This window comes from Streptomyces sp. TG1A-8 (genome assembly GCF_030499535.1).
Classification (GTDB): Bacteria; Actinomycetota; Actinomycetes; order Streptomycetales; family Streptomycetaceae; genus Streptomyces.
This window is the reverse complement of record NZ_JASTLB010000001.1, coordinates 6,028,096-6,051,929: the sequence shown is the minus strand read 5'-3', so window position 1 is coordinate 6,051,929 and position 23,834 is coordinate 6,028,096. Positions and strand designations below refer to the sequence as shown.

At 74.5% G+C, this 23,834-nt stretch carries 21 protein-coding genes; 13 read left to right on the top strand and 8 right to left on the bottom strand.

The features are described 5' to 3' along the window. Positions 1 to 82: 82 nt before the first annotated feature. The 3 genes from QQY24_RS26785 (at position 83) to QQY24_RS26775 (ending at position 6,564) form a co-directional block, all read left to right on the top strand. Positions 83 to 3,181, top strand: coding sequence for a type 2 lanthipeptide synthetase LanM family protein (locus tag QQY24_RS26785; protein WP_301975276.1), 3,099 nt, complete (start codon positions 83 to 85; stop codon positions 3,179 to 3,181). A gap of 96 nt (positions 3,182 to 3,277) precedes the next feature. Further along, positions 3,278 to 3,499 (top strand): hypothetical protein, encoded by a 222-nt coding sequence (locus QQY24_RS26780; protein ID WP_301975275.1) that lies wholly within the window; start codon positions 3,278 to 3,280, stop codon positions 3,497 to 3,499. A 140-nt stretch (positions 3,500 to 3,639) separates the two neighbouring features. Continuing rightward, entirely contained in the window at positions 3,640 to 6,564 is a 2,925-nt protein-coding gene (locus tag QQY24_RS26775) for a LuxR family transcriptional regulator (protein WP_301975274.1), read from the top strand. Positions 6,565 to 6,606: 42 nt separating this feature from the next. Here QQY24_RS26775 and QQY24_RS26770 read toward each other — a convergent pair whose 3' ends face one another. From QQY24_RS26770 to QQY24_RS26745, 6 genes are all read right to left on the bottom strand, one after another. Further along, the gene (locus QQY24_RS26770) at positions 6,607 to 6,801 is read right to left on the bottom strand and encodes a hypothetical protein (RefSeq protein WP_301975273.1); all 195 of its coding nucleotides are present in this window, start codon (positions 6,799 to 6,801) and stop codon (positions 6,607 to 6,609) included. Between the two features lie 101 nt (positions 6,802 to 6,902). Next, the gene (locus QQY24_RS26765) at positions 6,903 to 7,763 is read right to left on the bottom strand and encodes a phosphatidylinositol-specific phospholipase C/glycerophosphodiester phosphodiesterase family protein (protein WP_301975272.1); all 861 of its coding nucleotides are present in this window, start codon (positions 7,761 to 7,763) and stop codon (positions 6,903 to 6,905) included. A gap of 175 nt (positions 7,764 to 7,938) precedes the next feature. Then, a complete protein-coding gene (locus QQY24_RS26760; protein WP_301975271.1) occupies positions 7,939 to 9,012 on the bottom strand; it encodes an acyl-CoA dehydrogenase family protein in 1,074 nt (357 codons plus the stop codon). Then, positions 9,009 to 10,190 (bottom strand): acyl-CoA dehydrogenase family protein, encoded by a 1,182-nt coding sequence (locus tag QQY24_RS26755; RefSeq protein ID WP_301975270.1) that lies wholly within the window; start codon positions 10,188 to 10,190, stop codon positions 9,009 to 9,011. The genes QQY24_RS26760 and QQY24_RS26755 overlap by 4 nt, the downstream gene beginning before the upstream one ends. Beyond that, a complete protein-coding gene (locus QQY24_RS26750) occupies positions 10,187 to 11,158 on the bottom strand; it encodes an NADPH:quinone oxidoreductase family protein (RefSeq protein ID WP_301975269.1) in 972 nt (323 codons plus the stop codon). Before QQY24_RS26750 ends, QQY24_RS26755 begins: the two co-directional genes overlap by 4 nt. Positions 11,159 to 11,244: 86 nt before the next feature. Beyond that, positions 11,245 to 11,817: a helix-turn-helix domain-containing protein gene (locus QQY24_RS26745; RefSeq protein WP_301975268.1), complete on the bottom strand. Its 573-nt coding sequence runs from the start codon at positions 11,815 to 11,817 to the stop codon at positions 11,245 to 11,247. Positions 11,818 to 12,096: 279 nt separating this feature from the next. Between QQY24_RS26745 and QQY24_RS26740 the strand changes: the two genes are divergently transcribed. From QQY24_RS26740 to QQY24_RS26710, 7 genes are all read left to right on the top strand, one after another. Beyond that, the gene (locus QQY24_RS26740) at positions 12,097 to 13,635 is read left to right on the top strand and encodes an ATP-dependent DNA ligase (protein ID WP_301975267.1); all 1,539 of its coding nucleotides are present in this window, start codon (positions 12,097 to 12,099) and stop codon (positions 13,633 to 13,635) included. A gap of 11 nt (positions 13,636 to 13,646) precedes the next feature. After that, on the top strand, positions 13,647 to 14,105 hold the full coding sequence (locus QQY24_RS26735; protein ID WP_301975266.1) for an NUDIX domain-containing protein: 459 nt from the start codon (positions 13,647 to 13,649) through the stop codon (positions 14,103 to 14,105). Positions 14,106 to 14,180: 75 nt separating this feature from the next. Next, entirely contained in the window at positions 14,181 to 15,566 is a 1,386-nt protein-coding gene (locus QQY24_RS26730; protein ID WP_301975265.1) for an NADP-dependent succinic semialdehyde dehydrogenase, read from the top strand. A gap of 26 nt (positions 15,567 to 15,592) precedes the next feature. Beyond that, complete coding sequence (locus QQY24_RS26725) at positions 15,593 to 15,826, top strand: DUF6213 family protein (RefSeq protein WP_301975264.1); 234 nt, start codon at positions 15,593 to 15,595, stop codon at positions 15,824 to 15,826. 156 nt (positions 15,827 to 15,982) lie between these two features. Then, positions 15,983 to 17,047 carry a type III polyketide synthase gene (locus tag QQY24_RS26720; protein WP_301975263.1) on the top strand — a complete coding sequence of 355 codons (1,065 nt, stop codon included), beginning with the start codon at positions 15,983 to 15,985 and terminating at the stop codon, positions 17,045 to 17,047. Continuing rightward, the gene (locus QQY24_RS26715) at positions 17,044 to 18,261 is read left to right on the top strand and encodes a cytochrome P450 (protein ID WP_301975262.1); all 1,218 of its coding nucleotides are present in this window, start codon (positions 17,044 to 17,046) and stop codon (positions 18,259 to 18,261) included. Before QQY24_RS26720 ends, QQY24_RS26715 begins: the two co-directional genes overlap by 4 nt. A gap of 7 nt (positions 18,262 to 18,268) precedes the next feature. Further along, positions 18,269 to 18,790 carry a cupin domain-containing protein gene (locus QQY24_RS26710; protein WP_301975261.1) on the top strand — a complete coding sequence of 174 codons (522 nt, stop codon included), beginning with the start codon at positions 18,269 to 18,271 and terminating at the stop codon, positions 18,788 to 18,790. Between the two features lie 188 nt (positions 18,791 to 18,978). On the opposite strand, the gene QQY24_RS26705 is transcribed toward QQY24_RS26710, so the two are convergent. Then, complete coding sequence (locus QQY24_RS26705) at positions 18,979 to 20,205, bottom strand: acyl-CoA dehydrogenase family protein (protein ID WP_301975260.1); 1,227 nt, start codon at positions 20,203 to 20,205, stop codon at positions 18,979 to 18,981. Between the two features lie 169 nt (positions 20,206 to 20,374). Between QQY24_RS26705 and QQY24_RS26700 the strand changes: the two genes are divergently transcribed. Continuing rightward, entirely contained in the window at positions 20,375 to 21,016 is a 642-nt protein-coding gene (locus QQY24_RS26700; protein WP_301975259.1) for a TetR family transcriptional regulator, read from the top strand. A gap of 69 nt (positions 21,017 to 21,085) precedes the next feature. Here the strand turns inward: QQY24_RS26700 and def are convergent, their stop codons facing one another. Beyond that, positions 21,086 to 21,625: a peptide deformylase gene (gene def, locus QQY24_RS26695; protein ID WP_301975258.1), complete on the bottom strand. Its 540-nt coding sequence runs from the start codon at positions 21,623 to 21,625 to the stop codon at positions 21,086 to 21,088. Between the two features lie 155 nt (positions 21,626 to 21,780). On the opposite strand from def, the gene QQY24_RS26690 reads away from it, so the two are divergent. Together QQY24_RS26690 and QQY24_RS26685 are read left to right on the top strand one after the other, a co-directional pair. Further along, positions 21,781 to 23,019 (top strand): MurT ligase domain-containing protein, encoded by a 1,239-nt coding sequence (locus tag QQY24_RS26690; protein WP_301975257.1) that lies wholly within the window; start codon positions 21,781 to 21,783, stop codon positions 23,017 to 23,019. Between the two features lie 20 nt (positions 23,020 to 23,039). Further along, complete coding sequence (locus QQY24_RS26685; RefSeq protein ID WP_301975256.1) at positions 23,040 to 23,768, top strand: type 1 glutamine amidotransferase; 729 nt, start codon at positions 23,040 to 23,042, stop codon at positions 23,766 to 23,768. Positions 23,769 to 23,834 lie beyond the last annotated feature (66 nt).

Here is a 23,834-nt window from a genome sequence, read left to right as displayed (position 1 = left end):
CACCCGCCGGGCGGGGGCCCGCGCACAATATGGGGGACGTACCCCCATGTGGGGGTCGCACGGCGTCTGCGACCTTCTTCCCGTGACCGAACCAGCCGCCCTTCCGACCCCCCGGAGCGCGCACCTGCCGCCCGCCTGGTGGGCCCCCGCGCTCACCCTGGCCGAGCGGGTGGCCGCCCCCGGGCGTCCCGCGGCGTCACCCGCGGCCGCCCTGTCCGGCCGGGCTCCCTGGGCCGCCGGGGACACGGTGGGCTTCGCCGCCCGGCTGGCACACCTGGGCCTGGACGAATCCGCCGTGGCGGCCCTCGCCGGCGAGGCACCCGGGCACCTGGCCGCCCGCACCGGCACGCCGCGCTGGGCCGGGTACGTGGAACAGGCCGTGGACCTGGCGGCGCACGACGCCCGGCTGCCGCTGCCGGGCGGGGCCACCGGGCCCGAGGTGTTCGCACCGGTCGTGGCGCCGCTGGCGGCACCCGCCTCGACGGCCCTGGACCGGCGCCTGGAGCCGCTGCCGGCGGCCGAACGCCACGTGCTGCGGACCTCGTTCGAGCGGTGGCTGCTGGACCGGCTGGCCCGGCTGGCGGGACGCACGCTGGTCCGCGAACTCGACCGCGCCCGGCGCGCCGGGCGGCTCGCCGGGGCCGGACCGCGCGAGCGGTTCGCCGCGTTCTGCGCCGCGACCGGCGCTCCGGACGGACTGCGCACGCTGTTCACCGCCTACCCGGTGCTGGCCCGGATGCTCGGCCAGACGGCCCTGGACGCGGCCGACGCCGTGGCCGAACTGGGCCTGCGCCTGCTCGCCGACCGCGCCGACCTGACGGCCGTCCTGTTCGGGGGGCGCGACCCCGGTCCGCTCGCCCGGATCGAGCTGGGCTGCGGCGACGCCCACCGCGGCGGCCGGTCGGTGGCGGTGCTGGGCTTCGCCGACGGCTCCCGGGCGGTGTACAAGCCGCGTTCGCTGGAGCACCACGCGCTCCTGGACGACCTGACCGCCTGGCTCGCCGGCCGGGTCCCCGGTCTGGAGCTGCGCACCCCCCGCACGGTGCGGCGGGACGACCACGGCTGGCTCGAGTTCATCGAGCACCGCTGGTGCGGCACGGTGACCGAGGCGGACGCCTTCTACCGCCGCCAGGGCGCGCTGCTGGCACTGCTGTACGCGGTGGACGGTGCCGACATGCACTACGAGAACGTCATCGCGTGCGCCGGCCAGCCGGTGCTGGTGGACGCCGAGACCCTGCTGCACACCGGGCTCCCGCAGGCCACCACGGCCGGCGCCGATCCGGCGGCGGACGCCCTGCAGGCGTCGGTGCACCGTACGTGCCTGCTGCCGCACCTGCTGATCGGCGAGCACGGCGCGCTGGACATCTCCGCGCTGGGCCGCGCCGAGGAGGGCACCTACCCGAGCGAGGGCCTGCGCTGGGAGGACACCGGCCTGGACACCATGCGGGTGACGCGCGGCCCCGTCACCAGCCCGGCCGCGCAGAACCAGCCGCTGCCCGGCGGGCCCCGCCTCGCGGGGGCCGACCACCGCGCGGCGCTGCTGGAGGGGTTCCGCACCGCGTACGCGGCGGTCCGCGCGCACGGCGGTGAACTGGCCGCGGACGACGGTCCGCTGGCGCTGCGCGCGGACAGCCCGGCCCGGCTGATCGTCCGGTCCACCCGGCTGTACGCGACCCTGCTGGAGGAGTCCACGCACCCGGCGCTGCTCGGTGACGCGCTGGCCCGGGACGCGGTGTTCGCGGTGCTGTGGACCGAGTCGGTGCACGACCCGGCGCGCCAGCGGCTCGTCGAGCACGAGACCGCCGACCTGTGGCGCGGGGACGTCCCCCTCTTCGCCCATCGGCCGTCCGGTACAGGGGTCCGGACGGCCGACGGGACCTGGTTGCCCGGCCTGTTGCCGGTGCCGGCCCTGACCGCGGTGCGCGCGAAGATCGCCCGCATGGACGAGGTGGACTGCCACGACCAGGAGTGGATCGTGTCGGCCACGCTCGCCGCGCGGGACGCGGGCTCCCCGCTGCGGCGGCCCCGCTCCGCGCTGCTGCCGGCGTGCCCGCCGGCCGTGGCGGCGGAACCGTCGCGCCTGCTGGCCGCGGCCTGCGGGATCGCCGACGAGATCGCCGCCCGTACCGTGCGCTCCGGCGGCCGGGCCAATTGGCTCGGTCTGGAACGCCTGCCGGGCGGGCACTGGTCGGTGCTGCCGATGGGTGCCGGGCTGGCCCAGGGCTACAGCGGGGTGGCGCTCTTCCTGGCCCAGGCCGGCCTGCTCGCGGGCGCCGAGCGGTACACGGTACTGGCCCGCGAGGCGGTGCGGCCGCTGCCGACCCTGCTGAAGACGCTGGCCGCCGACCCCGAGCTGTGCGCGACGGTCGGGCCGGGCGCGTACGACGGGCTGGGCGGCATCCTGTACTGCCTGGTCCGCCTGTCGGTCGTGCTGGACCCCGAGCTGGCGGAGTCGCTGCCGGACGCGCTCACCGCGCTGGGACACGCCGTCGCGGCCTGCGCGGACCCCGGGCTCGCCGGTGGTGCGGCCGGGGCGCTGGCCGCGGCCGTCGCGGCCCACGCCGGCGGCGCGTACCAGGCACTGGACCTGGCCGACGCGGTGGCGGACGGCCTGGCTCCCGCCGTCGCGCGGGGCGGCGGCACCGCCGGGTTCGCCGAGGGCGACGCGGGCATCGGCTGGGCCCTGTCGCGCCACGCGGACCAGCGGGCGGACGGCGACGGGCACGCGGCGGTCGCGACCAGCCTGCTGCGCTCGTCCCTCACCGCGGCCGGTGACGCCCCGCTCGACGCCTCCTGGACCACCGGACTGCCCGGGATCGCCGCCGCCGCGGCGCACCTGCCGGGTGCGGAGGGCCTCTCCGGCCGGCTGTCCGCCCTGTGCGACGACGCCGACCTCAGCCCGGGCCACGGCGTGTTCGGCGCCCTGGAGGCCCTGTCGGTGCTCGCCGACCGCGGTGACGCGACGGCGTCCGCCGCGCTGGCGCGCCACACGGGCCGGGTGCTCGCGACCGTCGAGGCGCGGGAACACCGCTGCGCCACCCCGGACCAGGTGCCCTCCCCCGGGCTGCTGACCGGCCTGGCCGGCATCGGCTACGGACTGCTCCGCCTCGGCTTCCCCACCCTCGTCCCGTCCGCGCTCCTGCTCGGGCACTGCCGCACCGGCCCGCTCCCCGCGCGCTGAGGACCACCACCGGCGGCCGTCCGTCCGCCGCCCCCGCCGCGCCCGTCTCCTCCACCACTCGTTCAGAACTCTCCACAGAACAAGGGGCTCACCGTCATGAACCAGAACCTCAGCCGCGCCACGTCCGTGTCCCTCGCCGACGCCGGCACCGAGATCCCCGCGCTCTCCCCCGACGAGCAGGACGCCGCCGGCGGCATCGCCCTCTCGGGCCGCAACCGCGCCTGCGCCCGCGTCCGCGTCCTGGCCGGCATGGTCCTCACCAGCGGCATCGTCATCACGCTGAGCACGATCGACACCTCGGTCTCCGCGCCGCGCTGAACGAGCCGGCCCCCGGTGCGGTGACTGCCCCGCGGTGGCTCCCGGCCGGGAGCCACCCGTCCGCCCGGCGGGCGCGGGGCCGGTATCAGGACACGGACGGTCTGCCATGATCCCCGATGTTCCGATTATGCTTCGAGTTTATGCGTTTCCAAGCGCCTTCCCTCGTCGGCCGGGACGCCCAACTGGGCTTCCTGGAGCGCGCGCTGTCCAGCGCCCGGCAGGGACGCGGTGGCGTGGTCTTCCTGGTGGGGGAGGCCGGGGTGGGCAAGTCCCGGCTGGCCGCCGAGGCCGTGGGCAGTGCGCTGGGGGCCGGGATGAGCGTGCTGCGGGGACGCAGCAGCACCACCGGACCCGCCGTGCCGTTCCGGCCGCTGACCGAGGCGCTGATGTCGCTGTTCCGCAGCGGCGAGCCGCTGGGCGAGCTGCAGTTGGGGCCCTACCGGCCGGTGCTGGGGCGTCTGATACCCGACTGGAACACCGGGGACAGCGACAGCAGCACGATGGTCATCCTGGGCGAGGCCGTACTGCGCCTGCTGCTGGCCACCGACCACGGCCGTGGCCGGCTCCTGCTGCTGGAGGACCTGCACGACGCGGACCCCGAGACGCTCGGCGTCCTCGAATACCTGGTCGACAACCTGGAGTACACCCCGGTCCTGCTGCTGGCCACGGTGCGCACCGACTTCAGCGACGCCCTCGACCTGGCCCAGTCCGCCCGCCGGCGCGGCGCCGCCTCGGTGGTGGAGCTGCCCCCGCTGACGCGTCCGCAGGTGCACGAGCTGGTGGCCGGTCAGTTGGGCACCACCGCCGGCGAGGTACCCGCACCGGTGCTGGAGCGGCTGTGGGAGGACAGTGCCGGCAGCCCCTACCTGGTCGAGGAACTGCTGCAGTCGATGATCGGTGCGGGCACCCTCGTCCAGGCGACGGACGGCTGGCGGACCGTGGGCGATCCGCGCGGGGACGTCTCCTCCGCGCTGGCCCGGGGCATCCTGCGCCGCATCGACCGGCTGGGCGCGGAGGGCCTGACGCTGCTGTCGGCGGCGGCCGTGCTGGGCCGGCGGTTCCCGCTGACCGTGCTGCAGCGCATGACGGGCGTCGACGACCGGGCCCTGCTCAGCCACCTGCACGCCGGCGTCGCCGCCCGGCTGGTGATCCCGGACGAGCCCGCGCCGGACTGGTACTCTTTCCGCCACTCCCCCACCGTGGAGGCGCTGTTCACCCAGCTGACGCCCGGCCAGCGGGCCGAGCTGGCGCGGCGCGGGGCGGACGCGGTGGAGGAACTGCACCCGCGCCTGCCCGGCGAGTGGTGCGCGCTGGCGGCCGGACTGCGCTGCGAGGCCGGGGAGGACACGGCCGCCGGCCGGTTGTTCGCGGAGGCCGGGCGCCGGGCGCTGACTGCCGGCGCGCTGGGCTCGGCGGTGACCCTGCTGAGCCGGGCCGAGGGACTGCTGGCACGGGGCGCCGGCCCGCAGGAGCGGGCCGGGGTGCTGGAGCACCTGCTGCTCGCGCTGGCCGAATCCGGTGACTTCGACCGGGCCTTCGACCTGGTGGAACACCTGCACGCCCTGGACAGCGCGGGGTTGAGCGGCGCCCACCTGGCGGTCCTGCACACCCGGCTGGCCAAGGTCGCCCACACCGCGGGACGGTGGAGCGACGGCAACCGGCAGATCGACCGGGCCCGCGAGATGCTCGGGCCGGACCCGGACGGGGCGACCGCGGCGGCCGTCGACGTCACCGCGGCCTACCTCGCGCTGGACACCCCGGGCACCGACCGGACCCAGCACGCGGAGAAGCTGGCCCGCTCGGCCGCGGACGCCGCCGAGCGCTACGCGCTGCCCTCGGTGGCCTGCCAGGCGTGGGAACTGCTGGCGACCGTGGCCCGGGAACGGGATCCCGACGGGTCCCGGGCGATGCTCGAACAGGCCCTGACGACGGCCGAACGGCACCGGCTCCCGCTGCGGCGGATGTACGCGGCGACCCGCATCGGCGGCAACGACTGGCTGGCGGAGGGCGACACCACGGGGCTGCTGGCCGCCCGCGAGGAGGCGCTGCGGCTGGGCTCGGTCAGCATCGTGCACACCGTCGACGGCATCCTCGTCCTGGACGGCGTGATGCGCGGCGCGTACGGGTCGACGCGGGAGGCCGCCGCCGAGTGCCTGGCGGTCGTCCGCCGGCTCAGGCTCGCCCCGGTCGTCCGGTACGTACTCATGTCGCTGGCGTCGCTGGAGGCCCACCTGGGCGACCGGCGGGCGATGGAGGCCGCCTTGGAGGCGTTCGCCGACTGGGAGGGGGCCGGCTCCCAGGAGGAACCGCTCACCCTGGGCATGGCCCGCGCCTTCTGCGCCCTGATGGAGGAGGACCGGGAGCTGACCCGGGCGGAGTTGAGGGCGGTGTCGGTACTGGAACAGCGCAACCCCAGCACCTACCACCTCAGCGGCACGCACGGGGTGGGACTGCTGCTGGACGTGCTGGCCGGGGACGCGGACCGCGCCCGGCACGACGAGATCGCCTCCACGGCGGTCGGGCGCATGCGGTGGAACCGCCAGTTCGTCACGCTCGCCGACGCCGTCCTGCTGGGCCGGGAGGGCCGGCCCGGGCCGGCGGCCGAGAGGATCGCCACGGCGCTGCGGGAGGCCGCCGACTACCCGGCCGCCCTGCACCTGGGCCTGCGGCTGGTCGCGGACGCGGCGCACGAGGACGGCTGGGGCGAACCGGTCGCCTGGCTCCGGCGGGCCGAACACTACTTCCACGAGCGGGGCGTGCCGGCCGTCACGAACGCCTGCCGGGCCGCCCTGCGCCGGCTGGGGGCGCCCGTGCACCAGCACCGCACCGGCACGAACGGCATCCCCGAGCAACTGCGGGCCCTCGGCGTCACCGTGCGGGAGTTCGAGGTGTTCCGGCTCCTCGCCGACCGGCTGAGCAACAAGGACATCGCCGACCGGCTGTTCATCTCCCCGCGCACGGCCGAGAAGCACATCGCCAGCCTGATGACCAAGACGGGCGCCGCCAACCGCGCGGACCTGTGCGCGCGCTCGACGCGACTCCCGCAGTCGTTGCGCGAGCCCTGACGGGCGGACGACGCCCGGGCCGCCGGGACGGGCACGGCGCGCTCAGGGTTGCAGGCTGCTCACCAGGTCGGCGGTCGCGGTGAACCCGTCGTGGATGGTGGGCGCCATGCTGGTGCCGGCCAGGAAGAAGCCGAGCAGCATGCAGACCAGGGCGTGCGAGACCTTCAGCGCGCCGTTGCGCATGAAGATCACGGCCAGGATCAGGAGCAGCACCACCACAGAGATGGAAATGACCATCGAAACCTCCTCGGCCACGCCCCGAGTGCGGCGTCCGGCCGCAAGTGTGGCCCAGCGGGAGGCTCGTCCGGGCGGCTGACACGACCCCCGATCGTGTGGTGTTACGCGGAGGGGCGGGCGTCGGGGAACGCCTCCAGGCCGGCGAGGTCGTCGGTGTTCGGGAAGTCGACGCCGGTGGCGAGCAGTTCGGTCGACAGGGCGTCCCGGGCCGGTCCGGGGGTGTCCGGGGTGGCCCGGAACCGCACCCGCTGCCCGTGCGCGTGCGCGGCCCCGGCGATGCTCCGCAGCTTTCGCCGCTCGGCGTCCGGGAAGGGTCCCTCGCCCTGCCAGGTGAAGTGGAGTGTCCGGTTGTCGCTGATCAGCGGGGCGAAGGAGGCGGGGGCGGCGCTGCCGAGGTCGGTGAGCCGGCCGTCGTGGAAGGCGCGGCGCTCGCCCTGGGCCTCCATGGGCGCGCGGGCGGCGCGGTCGCCGGAGACGACGACGGTGACCGGGCCCGGGTGCACCCGGCCGCGCGCGCAGGTGGTGAACAGGTGCGGGTGGCGCCTCAGGTGGCGGTCGAGTTCGCGGTACGCCGAGGAGCCCTCGGTCTTGATGTCCACGAGGAGCTGCACGGACCGGTGCCACCCCCGGTACACCCGGCCCCGGTTGGCCCGTACGCGGGCGGCGAGCGGGTCGAGGTGGAGGGATTCGAGGGTGCGGGCCGGATCCAGCTCGGCGGCGTGGCCGATGAGCAGCCGGTCGCCGACGAGGAAGACGTCGGCCTCGACACTGCCGAAGCGGTGGTCGAGGGCGTCGAGGAGGGGCCGCGGGTGGTCGTAGTCGTTGTGGGCGTGGGCGTGCCGCAGCGGACGCAGGCCGCGGTGGCCCCCGAGCGCCCGGGCCCGGGCCGCGGGCAGGGCGGCGGTGCCCGCGAGGGCGGCACCGAGGGTGGTGGGGGCTCTGCGGCGGGTGGTGGGGGCCATGCCCTGTCTCCCTCGGGTACCGGACGGGACCGGGGAGAGTATGCGTGCGCCCACCGCTCAGCGGACCCGCGCCCACGGGGAGTTGGCCGGACCGCTGCCCGCTGTTCACTTCACCCGGGCGCGGACGCGCGGAAGCCCGCCCCCCGGGTGGGGCGGGCTTCGTCCGGGGCCGGTGTCAGGGCGCCCGGAGGTCGACCAGCTCGGCCAGTGCCTCCCGGTGGGCGCCGGCGGTGCCGTAGGCGATCGAGTCGGCCTTGGCCCGCTTCAGGTGGAGGTGGACGGGGTGTTCCCAGGTCATGCCGATGCCGCCGTGGAGCTGCAGCGCCTCCTCGGCGGCGCGTACGGCGGCGGGGGCGGCGTAGGCCTGGGCGACGGCCACCGGGATGTCGGTGTCCGCACCGCCGGACAGGGCGTCGGCGGCGGCGCGGGCGGCGGCCCGCAGGTTGACGACCTCCAGCCACAGTTGGGCGAGCCGGTGCTTGAGCGCCTGGAAGCCGCCGACCGGCCGGTTGAACTGCTTGCGCTCCTTCAGGTAGCGGACCGTCTCGGTCAACGCCCATTCCGCGACGCCCAGTTGCTCGGAGGCGAGCAGTCCGGCGCCGGCCCGCAGGGCGCGTCGTACGGCCGGTTCCGCGTCGCCGATCCGGCGGCCCGGGGCACTCGTGAGGGTGACGGTGGCCAGCGGACGGGTCGGGTCCAGGCAGACCTGCGCGGTGACGGTCACGGCGTCGGCGGCCACGGCGTACAGCCCGCCGTCGTCGGCCGGGACGAGCAGGACGTCGGCGACGGCGGCGTCGGCGACGGCGGTCAACTCGCCGTGCAGGGCGCCGCCGTCCCGCCGTGCGGTCTTCGGGGCGGTGCCCGGGGCGGTGTGCAGCCCGACCGCGAGGGCGGCGAGGGTGCGCCCGGAGGCCAGGCGGCCCAGCAGTTCCCCGTCCCCACAGGCGAGCAGGGCCTCGGTGGCCACGACCGCGCTGGTGAGGTACGGCACGGGGGCGACCGCCCGGCCCAGTTCCTCCAGCACGACGGCCGCCTCGCGGTGGGTGGCGCCGTGGCCGCCCTGCGCCTCGGGCACCAGGAGTCCGGCGAGGCCCATGCCGTCCGCCAGGGACTTCCACAGGGCGAGGTCGTGCGGGGCGTCCGACTCGGTGCGCGCGATGACGTCCGCGGCGGCGCAGTGGTCCGTGAGCAGGTCGCGGACGGCGGCGCGCAGCGCCTCCTCCTCCTCGGAGTAGAGAAGATCCGTCATCGGGCGAGGTCCTTCCAGGCGAGGTCCTTGTCGGTGCGCGGCTCGGCGGGCAGGCCCAGGACGCGCTCGGCGACGATGTTCAGCAGGACCTCGCTGGTCCCGCCCTCGATGCTGTTGCCCTTGGCCCGCAGGTAGCGGTACCCGGCGTCCCGGCCGGTGAAGTCGACCAGTTCGGGGCGGCGCATGGTCCAGTCGTCGTACAGCAGGCCCTCCTCACCGCGCAGTTCGACCTCCAGGCCGCTGATCTCCTGGTTGAGGCGGGCGAAGGCGAGCTTCATGCCGGAGCCCTCGTAGCCGGGCTGGCCGACGGCGAGCTGCTGGCGCAGGCGCTCGGCGGTGAGGCGGGAGACCTCGGCCTCGACCCACAGCTTCAGCAGGCGCTGGTGCAGCTCGTGCGTGCGCAGTTCGGGGCGCTCGCGCCAGGTCTTCGCGACCAGGCCGATCATGCCGCCCTCGCGGGGCAGGCGCATGCCGCCGATGGAGACGCGCTCGTTCATCAGCGTGGTCTGGGCGACCCGCCAGCCGTCGCCGACCTCGCCCAGGCGGCGGGAGTCGGGGATGCGGACGCCGGTGAGGAAGACCTCGTTGAACTCGGCCTCGCCGGTGATCTGGCGCAGCGGGCGGACCTCGACGCCCGGGTCGGTCATGTCGCAGAGGAAGTAGGTGATGCCCGCGTGCTTCGGCACGCCCGGGTCGGTGCGGGCGATGAGGATGGCCCAGCGGGCCAGGTGGGCGCTCGACGTCCACACCTTCTGCCCGTCGACGACCCACTCGTCGCCCTCCCGGACGGCCCGCGTCCCGAGCGCGGCCAGGTCGGAGCCGGCCCCGGGCTCGCTGAAGAGCTGGCACCAGACCTCCTCGCCCGTCCACAGCGGGCGCAGGTGGCGCCGCTTCTGCTCCTCGGTGCCGTACTCCAGGATGGTCGGCGCGGCCATGCCGAGGCCGATGCCGATGCGCCGGGGGTCGTTGTCGGGGGCCCCCGCGGCCTCCAGTTCGGCGTCCACGACGGCCTGCAGGGAGCGCGGGGCGCCGAGACCGCCGAGGCCCTCGGGGTAGTGCACCCAGGCCAGGCCGGCGTCGAACCGGGCCTGCAGGAACTCCAGCCGGCCGGTGCTCGCGGGCGGGTGCTCCGCCAGCAGCTCGCGCGTGCGGCGGCGCAGTTCTCCGGCGTCGGTCATGCGGCGGCTCCGTTCTCCAGCTGTACGGCGATCCGGCCGGTGGTCACGCCGTCGGCCACGCGCTGCACGGCGGCCGCGGCCTCCTCCAGCGGCACCCGCTCGCTCACCAGGGGCTTGACGGCGCCGCGCGCGGCCAGTTCGGTGAGCCGTTCGTGGCAGTGCAGCACCAGCCCGGGGTCCTTGGCGGCGTACAGGCCCCAGTGGAGGCCCAGGATCGAGTAGTTCTTCACCAGGGCGTGGTTGAGGCCCGGGTTCGGGATGGTGCCGCTGGCGAAGCCGACGACCACGATCCGGCCCTCGAAGGCGACCAGCTTGGCGGACTGGGCGTACGCCTCGCCGCCGACGGGGTCGTAGACCACGTCGGCGCCCCGGCCGCCGGTCGCCTCCTTCACGGCGGCGACGACGTCCTCGGCGCGGCGGTCGACCACCGCGTCGCAGCCCAGCTCCCGGGCCACCGCGACCTTGTCCGCGCCGCCCACGACGCCGATGACCGTGGCCCCGGCGGCCTTGCCGAGCTGCACGGCGGCGCTGCCGACTCCGCCGGCGGCGGCGTGCACGAGCAGGGTCTCCCCCGCTTCGAGGTGCGCCCTGCGGTGCAGGCCGAACCAGCCGGTCTGGTAGCCGATGTGCAGCGCGGCGGCCTCCGCGTCGTCCAGCGACCCGGGCGCGGGCAGCAGGGCGCGGGCGTCGGCGACGGCGTACTCGGCGAAACCGCCGTACGGCAGCGCGGGGGTGGCGATCACCCGGCGGCCGTCCTCGGTCTCGGCGCAGACCTCCACGCCCGGTGTGAAGGGCAGCGGCGGGCGCACCTGGTACTGGCCCCGGCACAGCAGCGTGTCCGGGAAGTTGACGTTGGCGGCCCGCACGCGCAGCAGTACCTGGCCGTCGCCGGGCACGGGCCGCTCCACCTCCGCCAGGCGCATCACCTCACCGGGCTCGCCGTTCTCGTGCACTTGCCATGCCTGCATGCGGGGCCTCCACGGGACTGCTTCGTCTGACCGGGTCCGCCCGCATACTAAGCGGTCGCTTGCCGATCCGGGAACAGTCGGGTGCGTCACGTGCCCGTCGGCCGTGCCCGGACGTGCATGCGCTCGCCCTGCGGTCCGAACAGGCTCAGGAACTCCACCGGCCCCTCCCCGGTCGACCCGAACCAGTGCGGCACCCGGGTGTCGAACTCGGCGGCCTCGCCCGCCGTGAGCACCACGTCGTGCTCGCCCAGCACCAGCCGCAGCCGCCCGGAGAGCACGTACAGCCACTCGTAGCCCTCGTGACTGCGCGGGTCAGGTGCGAGCCTGCGCCGCGGTTCCAGCACCTTGAAGGCCTGGAGCCCGCCGGGCTGCCGGGTCAGCGGCCAGTGGGTGCGCCCGTCCCGCACGATCGGCCTGGAGCGCACCCGCGGGTCCCCCACCGGCGGGGCACCGACCAGTTCGTCCAGCGGCACCTGGTGGGCCCGGGCGATCGGCAGCAGCAGTTCGAGGCTGGGCCTGCGCAGGCCGGACTCCAGCCGGGAGAGGGTGCTGACGGAGATCCCCGTCGCCTCCGAGAGCGCGGCCAGGGTCACCTCGCGCTCCTTGCGCAGGCGCCGCAACCGGGGGCCCACCTGCGTCAGCACGTCGTCGGTCGTCATGGCCTCATTGCAGGATCGGCAAGTCCCTTCGTCAATCCCGCGGCCGCCGCCCGGTCCCCGCGGCACGGCCGGGGGACGCCGCGCGCCGTGCCGCGGGCAGCCTGCCGGCACGGCCGGGCACCGGGTCGCACGAGACGTCGTCCGGCGCCCGTCCGGTGACCGGCGTGCGGGACCCGGCGACCGCGGCCGGTCGCGGCCGCCGGGGCGGCGATCCCCGCCGCGCCGATTTGGGCGCGGCGGCCGGGTGTGGACACCGCCTGACCGGTGCACCATGACTGCATGCTGCTGACCCGGCTCGCCGACGTGTCGCGGGAGGTCGCCGCCACGGCGGCCCGCTCCCGCAAGACCGCCCTGCTCGCGGAGCTGTTCCGGGACGCGGAGGCGGACGACGTGCCGATCGTCATCCCCTACCTGGCCGGACGGCTGCCGCAGGGGCGGCTCGGCGTCGGTTGGAAGGTGCTGGGCCGTGCGGTCCCGCCGGCCGCCGAGCCCTCCCTCACGGTCCGGGAGGTCGACGCCCGGCTGACCGAGCTGGGCCGGGTGTCCGGCCCCGGGTCCCAGGCCGAGCGGGCCCGGATCGTCGGCGAGCTGATGGGCGCGGCCACCGGGGGCGAGCAGCGCTTCCTGCTGGGCCTGCTGACCGGCGAGGTCCGGCAGGGCGCGCTGGACGCGGTCGCCGCGGAGGGCCTCGCCCGCGCCACCGGCGCGGACCCGGCGCGGGTGCGGCGGGCGGTGATGCTCGCCGGGGCGCTGCAGCCGGTCGCGCAGGCGCTGCTCACCGAGGGACCCGAAGCGCTGGACCGGTTCCGGCTGGCCGTCGGCCGTCCGGTGCTGCCGATGCTGGCGCACAGCGCGTCCTCGGTGGCCGAGGCGGTCGGGAAACTGGGGGCCTGCGCGGTCGAGGAGAAGCTGGACGGCATCCGCGTCCAGGTCCACCGGGACGGCAGCACGGTGCGCGTCCACACCCGCACCCTGGACGACATCACCGACCGGCTGCCCGAAGTGACCGCCGCCGCCCTGGGGCTGGCGGGCGAGCGGTTCATCCTGGACGGCGAGGTGATCTCCTTCGACGCGTCCGGCCGGCCCCGCTCGTTCCAGGAGACGGCGGGCCGGGTCGGCTCCCGGACGGACGTGGCCAGGGCGGCCGGGGAGGTGCCCGTCTCGCCCGTGTTCTTCGACGCGCTCTCGGTCGACGGCCGCGACCTGCTCGACCTGCCCCTCACCGCGCGGCACGCGGAGCTGGCCCGGCTGGTGCCCGAGCCGATGCGGGTGCGCCGGACGCCGGTGTCCGGACCCGGGGACCTGCCCGAAGCGGAACGGTTCCTCGCCGACACCCTCGCCCGCGGCCACGAGGGCGTCGTCGTCAAGGCCCTGGACGCCCCCTACAGCGCCGGCCGCCGCGGTGCGTCCTGGCTGAAGGTCAAGCCCGTGCACACCCTCGACCTGGTGGTGCTGGCCGCCGAATGGGGCCACGGCCGCCGCACCGGCCGGCTGTCCAACCTCCACCTCGGCGCACGCGACCCGGACGGCGGCTACACGATGCTCGGCAAGACCTTCAAGGGCATGACGGACGCGATGCTCGCCTGGCAGACCGGGCGGCTGCGGGAGCTGGCCGTCGAGGACGAGGGCGGGGTGGTCAGGGTCCGCCCCGAACTCGTCGTCGAGATCGCCTACGACGGGCTGCAGCGCTCCTCGCGCTACCCGGCCGGCGTCACGCTGCGCTTCGCCCGCGTGATCCGCTACCGCGAGGACAAGCGGCCCGAGGAGGCCGACACGGTGCAGACCCTGCTGGCGGCCCACCCGGAGGTCGCACCGTGACGGCGCGTGCGGTGAGGCGCAGCGCGGGACTGCTGCTGTTCCGGCGCGGCGGCGACGGGCTGGAGGTGCTGCTCGGCCACATGGGCGGCCCCTTCTTCGCGAAGAAGGACGCGGGGGCGTGGACCGTGCCCAAGGGCGAGTACACACCGCAGGAGCCCGCCTGGGAGGCGGCCCGCCGGGAATTCCGGGAGGAGCTGGGGCTGGCGCCGCCCGACGGGGAGGCCGTGGCGCTGGGCGAGGTCGTCCAGGCCAACGGCAAGGTCGTCACCGTGTGGGCGGTGGAGGCGGACCTCGACCCGGGGTCCATCAGCCCCGGCACCTTCACGATGCAGTGGCCGCCGGGGTCGGGCCGCGTCCAGGAGTTCCCCGAGCTGGACCGGGTGGCCTGGTTCGGTCTGGACCGGGCCCGCGAGGTGATCATCACGGCGCAGGCCGCGTTTCTGGACCGGCTGGCTGAGCACTCGGGCTGAACAGCGGCCTGCGCGCCGCGACCGGTCCGGTCGCGCGCCGGGACCGGAGCAGGCCCGCTCCCAGGGAGGTCAGCCATGCCCATCGCGACGGTGAACCCGGCCAACGGCGAGACGCTCAAGACGTACCAGGCCATGGGGGAGGAGGAGCTGGAACGGCGTCTCCAGCTCGCCGAGGCCACCTTCCGCACCTACCGGACGTCCGCGTTCGCCGAACGCGCCCGCCTGATGCACCGGGCCGCCGACCTGCTGGAGGAGGACCGGGCCGAGATCGGCCGGATCATGACCACCGAGATGGGCAAGCCCGTCCGGCAGGCCCGCGCGGAGGCGGCGAAGTGCGCAAAGGCGATGCGCTGGTACGCCGACCGCGCCGAGTCGCTGCTGGCCGACGAGGAGCCGGCCGAGTCGGACGTGCGGGACTCCGGCGCCTCGCGGGTACGGGTCCGCTGCCGGCCGCTCGGTCCCGTGCTCGCGGTGATGCCGTGGAACTTCCCCCTCTGGCAGGTGGTCCGGTTCGCCGCGCCCGCGCTGATGGCGGGGAACGTGGGCCTGCTCAAGCACGCCTCCGGCGTCCCGCAGACGGCCCTGTACCTGGAGGACCTGTTCCACCGGGCGGGTTTCCCGGAGGGCTGTTTCCAGACGCTGCTGATCGGTTCCGGCGCGATCGACGACCTGCTGCGCGACGAGCGGGTGAAGGCCGCGACCCTGACGGGCAGCGAGCCCGCCGGGCGGGCGGTCGCCTCCACCGCCGGGGAGATGGTCAAGAAGACGGTGCTGGAACTGGGCGGCAGCGACCCGTACGTCGTGATGCCGTCCGCCGACCTCGACCGGGCGGCCGGGGTCGCCGTGACCGCACGGGTGCAGAACAACGGGCAGTCGTGCATCGCCGCCAAACGGTTCGTCGTGCACACCGACGTCTACGACGCCTTCGCCGAGAAGTTCGTCGCGGGCATGAGGGCGCTGAAGGTGGGGGACCCCCTGGAGGAGGAGACCGAGGTCGGGCCGCTCGCCAGCGAGCAGGGGCGGGCCGACCTCGAGGAGTTGGTGGACGACGCCAGGCGCAGCGGGGCCCGGGTGCTGTGCGGGGGCGAGCGGCCGGACGGGCCGGGCTGGTACTACCCGCCGACGGTCCTCGCGGGGATCACCCGGGAGATGCGCATCCACCGCGAGGAGGCGTTCGGTCCGGTCGCCGCGCTGTACCGGGCCGGTGACCTGGACGAGGCCGTGCTCATCGCCAACGACTCGCCGTTCGGCCTGAGTTCGAACGTCTGGACCCGGGACGAGGCCGAGGTGGAGCGGTTCGCGCGGGACTTGGAGGCCGGCGCCGTGTACGTCAACGGGATGACCGCCTCCCATCCGGCGTTCCCGTTCGGCGGGGTGAAGCGGTCGGGGTACGGGCGTGAGCTGTCCGGGCACGGAATCCGCGAGTTCTGCAACATCACCACGGTTTGGCAGGGTGCGTGACGGATGCACGGCTACCATCCCGTTCTGTGAACCGCGAAGTGACCCTGCCTCTGATCGTCGACGACCGCGGTACCCTGCAGGTGGCCGCGGCCGACGTGAGCAAGCTGCTGCGGACCGTGGGGGGACGGTGGCTGCATCTGGTGGAGGCCGGGGAGCACGGGCTCGACGAGGACACGGTCGCCGCCCTGACCATCGAGCTGGCGAAACTCGCGGACCGCATCGACGTGGCCTGCATCGCGCACAGCAGCGGAGCGCCCTAGGGTCCGCGCACCTCCCGCCATCAGCCGCAACGCCGCGGCGCGTCCCCTGTTCGGAGTAGTCCGGCGCGAGATCGTCGTCCTCCCGGGTGAACCTGGGTGGACCACCTTCTGACCGGCGGGCACCGACCCTCCGGACGGCGAAAGCAGGGACGGCTCATGGCGACTTTGTGCAGACCCTCGGTGTCCGTACCCGAGCACGTGATCACGATGGAGGAGACGCTGGAGCTGGCACGGTCCCGTCACGCGGACCACCCGCAGCTCCCGCTGGCCCTGCGTCTGATCCAGAACACGGGCGTACGCACCCGGCACATCGTGCAGCCCATCGAGGAGACCCTGAAGCACCCGGGCTTCGAGCAGCGCAACAGGCTGTACGAGGCGGAGGCCAAGGCCCGCGTGCCCGCGGTCATCCAGCGGGCACTGGACGACGCCGAGCTCATGACGGATGACATCGATGTCATCATCTACGTGTCGTGCACCGGCTTCATGATGCCCTCGCTGACCGCGTGGCTGATCAACGAGATGGACTTCCCGAGCACCACCCGGCAGCTGCCCATCGCCCAGCTGGGCTGTGCGGCGGGCGGTGCGGCGATCAACCGGGCGCACGACTTCTGCACGGCCTACCCGGACGCCAACGCGCTCATCGTGGCCTGCGAGTTCTGCTCGCTGTGCTACCAGCCCACAGACCTCGGCATCGGCTCGCTGCTGTCCAACGGCCTGTTCGGCGACGGCGTCGCCGCGGCCGTGGTGCGCGGCCGCGGCGGCACGGGCGTGCGCCTGGAGCGCAACGGGTCGTACCTGATCCCCAAGACCGAGGAGTGGATCGCGTACGACGTCCGGGAGACCGGCTTCCACTTCCTGCTGGACAAGCGGGTGCCGACCACCATGGAGCCGCTGGCCCCGGCGCTGCAGGAGCTCGCGGGCAACCACGGCTGGAACGCCTCCGACCTGGACTTCTACATCATCCACGCGGGCGGTCCCCGCATACTCGACGACCTCAGCACGTTCCTGGAGGTCGACCCGCACGCGTTCCGCTTCAGCCGGGCCACGCTCACCGAGTACGGCAACATCGCCAGCGCCGTCGTCCTGGACGCGCTGCGCCGGCTGTTCGACGAGGGCGGCGCCGAGGAACGGGCGCGCGGGCTGCTGGCCGGGTTCGGTCCCGGCATCACCGCCGAGATGACCGTGGGCCGCTGGGCCGGGACGAACGGGACCGCGCGATGACCGGGGACACGACGCCCACCGGCCCCCTGCCCCCGGTGCGGCACTGGCCGGCGACCGACCTGGACGGGACGGACTTCGACCCGGTGCTGTCCGAGCTCATGCGCGAGGGCCCGGTCAACCGCATCCGGCTGCCCAACGGCGAGGGCTGGGCCTGGCTCGTCACCCGGTACGACGACGTGCGCGCGGTCGTCAACGACCCGCGCTTCAGCCGGGAGGCGGTGCTGGGCCGGCAGGTCACCCGGCTCGCCCCGCACTTCATCCCGGACCGGGGCGCGGTCGGCTTCCTGGACCCGCCCGACCACACCCGGCTGCGCCGCTCGGTCGCCGCCGCCTTCACCTCCAAGGGCGTGGAGCGCGTCCGCGGCAGGGCACGCGGCATCCTGGACGGGCTGGTCGACGAGCTCCTCCGCCAGGGGCCGCCCGCCGACCTCACCGGCGCGGTGCTCGGCCCCTTCCCCATCGCGGTGATCTGCGAACTGATGGGCGTGCCGGCCGCCGACCGGCACGCCATGCACACCTGGACCCAGCTGATCCTGTCGTCCGCGCACGGCAAGGAGGTCAGCGAGGGGGCCAAGCGCGAGATGAGCGCCTACTTCGGCGACCTCATCGGGCTGCGCGAGGACGCCACGGGCGAGGACGTCGCCTCGCTGCTGGGCGCCGCCGTCGGCCGTGACGAGGTCACCCTGGAGGAGGCCGTCGGCCTCGCGGTGCTGCTCCAGATCGGCGGTGAGGCGGTCACCAACAACAGCGGCCAGATGTTCCACCTGCTGCTGTCCCGGCCCGAGCTGGCCGAACGGCTGCGCTCGGAACCGGAGATCCGCCCGGGGGCCATCGACGAGCTGCTGCGCTACATCCCGCACCGCAACGCCGTCGGGCTGTCCCGGATCGCGCTGGAGGACGTGGAGGTCCGGGGGGTGCGCATCCGCGCCGGCGACCCTGTCTACGTCTCCTACCTGGCCGCCAACCGCGACCCGGGCGTCTTCCCCGACCCGGAGACCGTCGACTTCGCCCGCAGTCCCAACCCGCACGTGGCGTTCGGCTTCGGCCCGCACTACTGCCCCGGCGGCATGCTGGCCCGGCTGGAGTCGGAACTGCTGGTGGACGTCCTGCTGGACCGGGTGCCGGGCCTGAAGCTCGCGGTGCCGCCGGAGCGGGTGCCCTTCAGGAAGGGCGCGCTGATCCGCGGTCCCGAGGCCCTTCCGGTGACCTGGTGAGGCTCCGGTGACGGCGACCGAGGGACTGCTCGTGCCACCGGGCCACGGCCGCGTGGTGCAGGCACCCGCCCAGCGCGTGACGTTCAAGGTCACCGGCACGCACTCGCGGACGGCCTCCACCTTCGAGGTGGAGGTACCGCCGGGCTTCGACGTCGGCGCCCACGTGCACACGCGCAGCGAGGAGCTGTTCTACGTGCTCGAGGGCGAGCTGGACGTCCTCGCCTTCGAGCCCCGCGTCCGCACCCCCGACAACTGGCGGGGCTGGGAGTCGGCCTCGGGCAGCCGGGTGGTCCGCGCGACACCGGGCACGGTGATCGTCGTGCCCCCCGGCTGTCCCCACGCCTTCGCCAACCCGACGGACACCCCGGCGAAGATGTTCTTCCAGGCCTCCCCGCCCCCGGACCACGAGCGCTACTTCGAGGAGCTGCTGGAGATCCTGGGCACGGGCGGTTCCCCGGACCACGCGGCGATCGAGGACCTGCGCAAGCGCTACGACATCGAACAGCTCACCCCGCTGCGGCACGGCTGACGGGCACCCGTGCCGGGACGGTCGGCCGCTCCGCAACGCCGCTCGTCGCGCTCCCGCCCCGGGGACGGTGCCGTTGGGCGACCGGCCGCCCCCGGCCGGCGGCCCTTGCGGGGGCCCCGCGGAACAGGGGCACGGGCGGGCCCCCGGCCGGTGGGGCCGGGGCGTCCGCAGTGCCCAGGGCGTCCAGGTCAGCGGATCGGCATCCCCGACAGGGTGCGGGCGATCACCAGGCGCTGGATCTCGCTCGTGCCCTCGAAGATCGTGTAGATCGCCGCGTCGCGGTGCATGCGCTCCACCGGGTACTCGCGGGTGTAGCCGTTGCCGCCCAGGATCTGGATGGCCTGCGCGGTGACCTTCTTCGCGGTCTCGCTGGCGTACAGCTTGGACATCGAGCCCTCGGCCGCGGTGAAGGGCTTGCCGTTGACCGCCATCCAGGAGGCGCGCCAGACCAGGAGCCGGGCGGCGTCGATCTGCGTGCGCATGTCCGCGAGCTGGAAGGCGACGCCCTGGTTGTCGATGATCGGCCGGCCGAACTGCTCACGGGTCCGGGCGTAGTCGAGGGCGACCTCGTACGCGGCCCGGGCGGTGCCCACCGCCATCGCGCCCACGGCCGGCCGCGAGGCCTCGAACGTGGCCATCGCCGCGTTCTTCACCCGCTCCCCGCCCGTCCTGGCCCGCTCCCGGGCCCGGGCGAGGCGCTCGTCGAGCCTCTCCTTGCCGCCGAGCAGGCAGGAGCCCGGCACGCGGACGCCGTCCAGGATGACCTCGGCGGTGTGCGAGGCCCGGATGCCGTGCTTCTTGAACTTCTGGCCCTGGGCGAGACCCGGCGTGCCGGGCGGGACGATGAAGGAGGCGTGGCCCTTGGAGCCCAGCTCGGGGTCGACCACGGCGACGACGACGTGGACGTTGGCGATGCCGCCGTTGGTCGCCCAGGTCTTGGTGCCGTTGATCACCCACTCGTCCTTGGCCTCGTCGTACACGGCACGGGTGCGCATGGAGGCGACGTCGGAGCCGGCGTCGGGCTCGGAGGAGCAGAAGGCGGCGACCTTGACGTCGTTCTGGTCGCCGTACATCTGGGGGATCCAGGTACCGATCTGCTCCTCGGTTCCGTTGGCGAGGACGCCCACGGCGGCCAGGCCTGTGCCCACAATGGAGAGGGCGATGCCCGCGTCGCCCCAGAACAGCTCCTCCATGGCCGTCGGGATACCGAGGCCGGTGGGGTCGAAGTACTGTTGCGCGTAGAAGTCGAGGGAGTAGATGCCGACCTTCGCGGCCTCCTGGATGACCGGCCAGGGAGTCTCCTCACGCTCGTCCCACTCGGCGGCCGCGGGACGGATGACGTCGGCGGCGAAGCCGTGCAACCAGTCCCGGACCTCCTTCTGTTCGTCGTTGAGCTCCATGGTGAACTCGGCCATGTCCCCTCCAGCGCGGCGGTGCGATGTTACTAGCGGTAACGCGAGTCTGTTACCGACCGGTAGGAAAAGTCAACTTCCGAGGGTGCCCCGGCATCCCGCTCCACGTCACGGACACGGGCAGTGTTAGTTTGCGCAGGCGTCACCGAATCACCACGGGTGGGGAGAGCACATGGACACCAGGCAGCGGACCGATCAGCAACGCTCCGCCGACCGCCGACGGCGGGAGTTGCTGGAGGCCGCCGACCGGGTGGTGCTGCGCGACGGCCCGCAGGCGTCGATGAACGCGATCGCCGCCGAGGCCGGCATCACCAAGCCGATCCTCTACCGGCACTTCGGGGACAAGGGCGGGCTTTACGCAGCCTTGGCCAAGCGGCACACGGACGCGCTGCTGGACTCGCTGCGGGCCGCGCTGGACGCTCCGGCGGGGCGGCGGGAGCGGGTGGAGTCCACGCTGGACACCTACCTCACGGCCATCGAGGCACGGCCGCAGGTGTACCGGTTCCTCATGCACCCCGCGGAGGGCTCCCCGGGCGACCAGGGGTTCGACGTCGGCAAGCACAGCGCCCCGCTGCTGCGGCGCATGGGCGAGGAGCTGGCCCAGGTCATCGAGGAGCGGCTGGACCTCGGGCCGGGCACGCAGCAGCTCGCCCGGGTGTGGGGTCACGGGATCGTCGGCATGATGCACGCCGCGGGCGACTGGTGGCTCGGCGAGCGCCCCTGTTCCCGCGCCGAGTTGGTGCGGTCGCTCGCCGACCTGCTGTGGGGGCGGCTCGCCGCCGCGGGCGACCGGGTGGGGGGCCCGGGGTTCTGAGGGTGCGCTGCGCCCACGGGCGGACCGCGGCCTCCCGTGCCCTCCCCCGCCCCTTCGCGGCGGAACCGCCTACCGGTGCCAGGCGGCCCGGGCGACCTGCCGCAGCAGCCGGCGCCTGCGCCACCCCGTGAGGCGGTCCGCGTACACGCGCCCCTCGACGTGGTCGCACTCGTGCTGCAGGCAACGGGCGAAGAAGCCCGTGCCGTGCACGGTGACCGGCTCCCCGGTCAGCGTGGAACCCTCGACCACCGCGTGGTCGTGACGCTCCGTCCCGGCCTCCAGTCCGGGCAGGGACAGGCAGCCCTCCGGCCCCCGGACCACCACTCCGTCCGTTCTCACCAGGCGGGGGTTCACCACGTGCCCGAGGTGGCGCACGTCGTCGTCGTCCGGGCAGTCGTACACGAACACCCTGAGCGGCACCCCGATCTGGTTCGCGGCCAGGCCCACCCCCCGCGCCGCGTACATCGTGGCGAACAGGTCCTCCACGAGCGCCGCCAGAGCGGGGCCGAAGTCGGTGACCTCCCGGCACCGTTCGCGCAGTGGCGCGTCGCCGAGCAGGGTGAGGGGCCGGACGCGCCCGCGGGCGCCCGGGATCGAGCCGTGTCGCATGGCGGCAAGGGTACGGTTCGTTCGGGCCCGTGCCCGCCGCGGGGCGCGGGCCGGGATTCGGGTGTACGCGGGGATCTCGATAGGCTGAGGTCCACACCACGTTGCCGGATGGCTCAGGCGAGGCGCCGCGCGTACGCAAGGAGGATCGAGAACTGATGGCAGGCAACTCGGACCCGCTCACGCCGCGGGCCAAGCTGGCCGTGACCGCGGGCAAGGCGGTCGCTGCGGCATCGCGGGCCGCGGGGCGCGGCAGCGGGTCGGTGATCGGTGGCCGGGTCGCGCTGAAACTCGACCCCGACCTCCTCGGACGGCTCGCCCAGAACCTGGACGTCGTCCTGGTGTCCGCCACGAACGGCAAGACCACGACCACCCGGCTCATCGCGGAGGCGCTGCGCGCCGCGGGCCCGGTCGTGTCGAACGCGCTCGGCGCCAACATGCCGGCCGGCATCACCTCCGCGCTCGCGGGCGGCTCGGACGCGAAGTTCGCCGTCATCGAGGTCGACGAGAAGTACCTGTCCGGGGTCGCCCGGGACACCGGCCCGAAGTGCATCGCCCTGCTGAACCTCTCCCGCGACCAGCTCGACCGCGCCGCCGAGACCCGGATGCTCGCCGAGCACTGGCGCGAGGGCCTGTCCGGGTCCAAGGCCGTGGTCGTCGCCAACTGCGACGACCCGCTGGTGGTGTGGGCCGCCTCCTCCTCCCCCAACGTGATCTGGGTCGCGGCCGGGCAGATGTGGAAGGACGACGCGTGGTCCTGCCCGTCGTGCGGCGGCGTCATGCAGCGCCCCGGCGACGACTGGTTCTGCGGCGAGTGCGGCTTCCGCCGGCCGACGCCGACCTGGGCCCTGTCCGGGGACCACGTCCTCGATCCGCACGGGTCCGCCTGGCCGATCCACCTGCAGCTGCCGGGCCGCGCCAACAAGGCCAACGCGGCCTCCTCCGCCGCCGTCGCCGCCGTGTTCGGGGTGCCGCCGCAGGTCGCCCTGGAGCGGATGTACCAGGTGCAGGCCGTGGCCGGCCGCTACGACGTCGTCCAGTTCCAGGGCCGTGACCTGCGGCTGCTGCTGGCGAAGAACCCGGCCGGCTGGCTGGAGACGTTCTCCCTGATCGACCCGCCGCCCACCCCGGTGATCCTCTCCGTGAACGCGCGCGGCGCCGACGGCACGGACACCTCGTGGCTGTGGGACGTCGACTACACGCGGCTGACCGGCCACCCGATCTTCGTGCTCGGCAACCGGAAGCTGGACCTCGCCGTCCGCCTGGAGGTCGCCAACCAGCACTTCCAGGTCTGCGACAACCTCGACCAGGCCGTCCAGCTGGCCCCGCCGGGACGCATCGAGGTCATCGCCAACTACACCGCGTTCCAGGACCTGCGCCGCCGGGTCGGCAACTGATCAGGAAGGGCGATCACCTCATGAGCGACAACCAACTGCGGCTGGTGTGGATCTACCCGGACCTGCTGAGCACCTACGGCGACCAGGGCAACGCGCTCGTCGTGGAGCGCCGGGCGCGGCAGCGCGGCCTGGACGTGGCCCGGCTCGACGTGCGCAGCGACCAGCCGATCCCGACCTCCGGGGACATCTACCTGATCGGCGGCGGCGAGGACCGGCCGCAGCGGCTCGCGGCCGAGCGGCTGCGGCGCGACGGGCACCTGCAGCGGGCGGTGGAGAACGGCGCGATCGTCTTCTCCGTGTGCGCCGGCTACCAGATCCTCGGCCACGAGTTCATCAACGACCTCGGCCAGCGCGAGCCCGGCCTCGGCCTGCTCGACGTGGTGTCGGTGCGCGGCGAGGGCGAGCGGTGCGTGGGCGACGTCCTCGGGGACATCGACCCGCGGCTCGGCCTGCCCCCGCTGACCGGCTTCGAGAACCACCAGGGCGTCACCCACCTCGGCCCCGCCGCCCGCCCCCTGGCCCAGGTGCGGATCGGCAAGGGCAACGGCACCGGGGACGGCACGGAGGGCGCGTACAACGGCACCGTCTTCGGCACGTACATGCACGGTCCGGTGCTGGCCCGCAACCCGCTGATCGCCGACCTGCTGCTGAAGCTGGCGCTCGACGTCAACGCACTGCCGCCGATCGACGACCAGTGGTACGAGGCGCTGCGCAACGAGCGCATCGCCGCCGCGCAGCAGCCCGCGTAAGCAGGGTCTCAGCGCCGTCTCAGCGGGTGCGGACTCGTGGCGGGCCCCGCCTGACAGGCCGTCCGC